The sequence below is a fragment of the Nocardioides luteus genome (genome assembly GCF_000960475.2).
Taxonomy (GTDB): Bacteria; Actinomycetota; Actinomycetes; order Propionibacteriales; family Nocardioidaceae; genus Nocardioides; species Nocardioides luteus_A.
In genome coordinates this window covers 1-4,820 of sequence record NZ_JZDQ02000068.1, presented here as the reverse complement: position 1 = coordinate 4,820, position 4,820 = coordinate 1, and the positions used below count along the sequence as shown (strand labels likewise).

The following is a 4,820-nucleotide window of genomic DNA, read 5'->3' as shown; positions in this document are numbered from 1 at the left end:
GCAACGAGACTCTTTGTGCGGGACCGGAATGTTCCGGGGAAGGATGGTGGCCCTTCGGGCCCACTTATCATCCAGAGGAACGACGCCGTTCGCTCACCGCGAAAAGCCTTATGACCTGCAGAAATAGATGGATCTAGGCGCCTTGAAGGAGTAGAATCAGACCCATTACAGCACACCTCTGAAAGGAGGGACGTGATGAGTCTCGGCCACGAGATCAACCCCTGGGGCACCAACCCCGGCGACGTGATCGACGCCGCGCTGAGCGCCATCGAAACCTCCCTCGAAGACTTGTTGTCGACCGACCCTGTCTACTGGCGCACCGAGCAGAAGAAAGACCTCCTCGAGCGACTGGAGCGACTCCAGGCGCAGCAGGCTGCGGTGAAGCTGCGGGTGCTCGCGTCTGCTGCTGATATCGCTGAGGAGACCGGTGCCAAGGACGCCTCGGGGTGGCTGCGGACCGAACTCCTCGTCGACAAGGCCGTGGCCCGCTCCCAGATCAAGCTCGCTGCCGGCATCGCCAAGTACGACCTGGTGGCTGCCGGTCTGGCGGAGGGTGTGGTGTCGCAGGACAAGGCCCGGGTGATCACCCAAGCCCTCGACGCCATCGGGGCCGACCCGGCCGCCAGTGCCGAGGACCTGATCCTCGCCGAGAAGCTGCTGGTCGACTACGCCGGTCGGCTGACGGCGAACCAGCTCAAGATCGTCGGGAACCGGATCCTGGCCGAGATCGACCCCGACCGGTTCGAGGCCGCAGAGGCCAAAGCCCTGCAGCGCGAAGAGGAGCACGCCCAGCGGCGTACGTTCTTCTCCTCCCGTGACAACGGCGACGGGACCATCGACCTCCACGCCCGGGTCTCCCGTGCGGTCGGGGTCCGGTTGCGCACGATCGTGGACTCCCTGGCCCAACCCAGGAAGCTCTCGGCCGAGAACCGGGGCGTCAAGGCCCCCTATGACCGGCTACTGGGCCAAGCCTTCGCCCGAGTGGTCGAGACCTACGACGTAGAGAACCTGCCCCGGCACGGTGGCCACGGCACCACGGTGTTCATCACCATGACCGTCGACCAGCTTCGTGCCGACCTCGGCACCGCAGCCCTCGGGTTCGACGGAGACCAGATCACCGCCGCCGAGGCCCGCCGGATCGCCTGCAACGCCGACCTCGTACCCGCTGTACTCGGCACCGACTCCGAGATCCTCGACCTCGGCCGCACCGCCCGGTTGGCACACCCGATCCAACACCGCGCCCTCCGGCTACGAGATCAAGGCTGCCAAGCCGAAGACTGCGACGCCCCAGCAGCCTGGACCGAAGCCCACCACCTCCAACCCTGGTCCGAAGGCGGACAAACCAACCTCGCCAACATGGTCCTGCTCTGCTCAAGCGACCACCGCCGAATCCACGACCCCAACTACGGACACGAACGGCTCCCGGATGGACGGATCCGGTTCTCTCGGCGTACCTGAACACCTGAGCCGGGACGGCTTCGTCGACTCCACTGCGTCATACCGCGAGCTGGCCTGCCCCGACACATCGCGTGGCCCCAGCTTGGCGGCCTGCCCGTCCGCTCACGCGGCTCCGTCTCGGACCGTTGGCTAGCCAGCAACCCGACCGCGAAACCGCTAATGCCTGGTTTCCGCTCCATGCTCCGTGGGCCCGGCTTGTGAAGCATTCACAAGGTGTCATCGTCTAGTAAAGGCCCCGCGAGCGCTCCCAGCCGCCGGGTCCGACCAGCGTGGGATCCCAAGCCCGTACGCAACCAAATTGGATCCGCGCCAAATCCCGCCGCCGACCCGATAGCCAGCCAAAATTCTCGGCGGATCCCGGTGTGAACACCCTCCGTAACGGGTCGGCGTCCACCAGCCTACGAACAACGGCCACAACGAATCGGCAACGACGAGCAGCCCAGCCACACAGAGCCGACGACCTGACCAGCTCGCCCAAGGGTCAGCGGCCGACCAGGCCGGTCTCGTAGGCCAGCACCACGAGCTGGACGCGGTCACGAGAACCGGTCTTGGCCAGCAGCCGGCCGACGTGGGTCTTCACGGTCGCCTCGGCGACCACGAAGGTCTCGGCGATCTCGGTGTTGGACAGGCCGCGGCCGACCAGGGTGAGCACCTCGCGCTCACGCTCGGTCAGCATCGCCAGCCGCTGCTGGGCGGCGGCCGGCGCGGTGGTCGCGGGAGCGGCGGCGGCGAAGTGCTCCAGCAGGCGCCGGGTGGTGCTGGGCGCGACGACCGAGTCGCCGGCGTGCACGGTGCGGATGGCGGTGAGCAGGTCCTCGGGGCGGGCGTCCTTGAGCAGGAACGCCGCGGCTCCCGCCCGGATCGCGGCGAAGGCGTACTCGTCGAGGTCGAAGGTGGTCAGCACGATCACCCGGGGCGCGTCCTGGCGGCCGGCGATCAGGCCGGTCGCCTCGACGCCGTCCATGCGCGGCATGCGTACGTCCATCAGGACCACGTCGGCCTCGGTGCCGTTCTGGAGCGCGGTGACGGCGTCCTGGCCGTCGCCGGCCTCGCCGACCACGCTGAGGTCGGGCTGGGAGTCGATGAGCATCCGGAAGCCGGCGCGGACGAGCTCCTGGTCGTCGACCAGATAGACACGGATCGTCATTGCGCCAGTCCTATCAGAGGGAGCGTTGCGTAGACGCGGAAACCGCCGCCGGGCGCCGGGCCGGTCTCGAGCGTGCCGTTGTGAGCGGTGATCCGTTCGCGCATGCCGATGAGACCGAGCCCTCCGGAGTCGCCGCTCGCGTCCGCGGCGGCGCCCCGCCCGTCGTCGGTGACCTCGATCTCGAGGGTGTCGCCGGCGGCGGTCACGGCGACCGTCGCGGCGGCGCCCGGACCGGCGTGCTTGCGTACGTTGCTGAGCGACTCCTGCACCACCCGGAACGCGGTCAGCGCGACGCCCTCGGGCACGGCGAGGCCGGGTTCGGGAAGGGTCGCGGTCAGCTCCATCCCGCCGGCCCGGGTCTCCTCGACGAGCGTCGCGATGTCGCCCAGCCGCGGCTGCGGGCGGGTCAGCGCGTCGCCGTCGCGCAGCAGGCCGAGCAGCTGGCGCATCTCGGCCAGCGCCTCGCGAGCGGTCTGTGCGACGGTCTCCAGCGCCTTGGGTGCCAGGGCCGGGTCCTGCTCGGCCGCATAGCGCGCGCCGTCGGCCTGCACCACGATCACGCTCAGCCCGTGGGCCACCACGTCGTGCATCTCGCGCGCGATCCGTGCCCGCTCCTGGGTCGCGCCGAGCTCGGCCCGCTGTTCGGCCTCGCGGCGCAGCTGCTCGTTGCGCTGGATCAGGGAGTCGACGTACGCCGCCCTCGTGCGGGCCAGCGCGCCCAGCGCCCAGGCGGCGACGGGGAAGGTGGCGAGCGAGAGGGCGACCGGGACGTATGAGCTCCAGTTGATGCCGTCCTGGACCTCGCCGGTGGAGGCGGTGCCGACGCTGCTCAGCCAGTCGTGGGTGCCGAGGACGGAGCCGAGCAGGCCGACCGCCAGCGCCGCCAGGCCCCAGCGCGGCCGGGCGTAGCGCGCCACCGAGTAGACCGCGATGGGGAACGAGACCTGCGAGACCAGCGGGTAGTCGATGAGGAGGACCTGCAGGCCGCAGGCGCCCGCCACGATCGCGTAGACGATCACCGGGTGCCGGCGGCGCCACAGCAGCGGTACGAGTTGGAGCACCACGAGCACCAGGTCGGCGACGTGGCTGCTGCTGTCGACGTCGCGAGCCGCGCCGCCGTTCAGCATGACCTGGATCGCGTAGAACGGGATGATCAGGAACAGGGTGCCGGCGAGCAGGACGTCGAACCACCATCGCCCACGCGGGCCGAGCCGCCAGGGGCGTACCAACTCCTCCACGCCCCCACGGTAGAGGAGCCGAGGCGGCCCGGGCGTCACCCCGGGGACGGATGTCACGGTCAGCCCCTGGGCGGACTAGAATCCAGAGGCTGGCAATGGATCTGGCATCGGTTGACTGGGTTGAATGACTGGGGTTGGAGGACTCGTGGAGGCAGTGCGCTACGTCGCGATCGGTGACTCGTTCACGGAGGGAGTCGGCGACGAGATGCCCGACGGCCACGTCCGCGGCTGGGCCGACCTGGTCGCCCAGGGGTGGGCGGCCTCGGGGACGCGTGTCGAGTACGCCAACCTCGCCATCCGCGGGCGCCTGATCCGCCCGATCGTCGAGGAGCAGCTTCCCGCCGCGCTGGCGCTGAAGCCGACCCACCTCTCCTTCAACGGCGGCGGCAACGACATGCTCCGCCCGAAGGCCGACGCCAACGCGATCGCCGACTACCTCCAGCCGGTGCTCGAGGCCTGCGACGCCAACGGGATCACGCTGATCCTGCTCTCCGGCGCCAACCCGTCGGCCCGGCTGCCGCTCGGCAAGGTCTTCCAGCGCCGCGGCGACGAGCTCGTCGGCCTGGTCGAGCAGCGGGTCGCCCACCGTGACGACATCGTGCGGGCCTACAACTGGCCCGACACCACCCTGATGGATGGCCGCTTCTGGAGCGAGGACCGGCTGCACATGAACGCCCGCGGCCACCACCGCGTCGCCGCCCGCGTCCTCGACTCGCTCGGCGTCGAGGTCCCCGAGGGCTGGTGGGACCTCGACTTCGAGGCCGCGGCCGGCAAGCAGGGTCTGGCCTACTACCGCGAGTTCGTCGGCCCCTGGATCCACCGCCGCCTCACCGGCCGCTCCTCCGGCGACGGCCGCACCGCCAAGTTCCCCACCTGGACCCCGATCGCCGGCTGACCGCCGAGGCGTCAGCCCCGTCGGCCGAGGCGTCGGCCCCGTCGGCCGAAGCGTCAACCCCGTCGGCCGAAGCGTCAACCCC

General features: G+C 70.0%; 4 protein-coding genes. 2 read left to right on the top strand and 2 right to left on the bottom strand.

Going from position 1 to position 4,820, the window contains the following annotated elements:
• Positions 1-195 precede the first annotated feature (195 nt).
• Positions 196-1,458: an HNH endonuclease signature motif containing protein gene (locus tag UG56_RS27215; RefSeq protein ID WP_045550721.1), complete on the top strand. Its 1,263-nt coding sequence runs from the start codon at positions 196-198 to the stop codon at positions 1,456-1,458.
• Between the two features lie 481 nt (positions 1,459-1,939).
• On the opposite strand, the gene UG56_RS27210 is transcribed toward UG56_RS27215, so the two are convergent.
• Both UG56_RS27210 and UG56_RS27205 read right to left on the bottom strand, forming a co-directional pair.
• Complete coding sequence (locus UG56_RS27210) at positions 1,940-2,605, bottom strand: response regulator transcription factor (protein ID WP_071327370.1); 666 nt, start codon at positions 2,603-2,605, stop codon at positions 1,940-1,942.
• A complete protein-coding gene (locus UG56_RS27205) occupies positions 2,602-3,843 on the bottom strand; it encodes a sensor histidine kinase (protein WP_071327369.1) in 1,242 nt (413 codons plus the stop codon). The genes UG56_RS27210 and UG56_RS27205 overlap by 4 nt, the downstream gene beginning before the upstream one ends.
• Positions 3,844-3,967: 124 nt before the next feature.
• On the opposite strand from UG56_RS27205, the gene UG56_RS27200 reads away from it, so the two are divergent.
• Positions 3,968-4,738, top strand: a complete 771-nt coding sequence (locus tag UG56_RS27200) for an SGNH/GDSL hydrolase family protein (RefSeq protein WP_045552100.1) — start codon at positions 3,968-3,970, stop codon at positions 4,736-4,738.
• Positions 4,739-4,820: the final 82 nt, after the last annotated feature.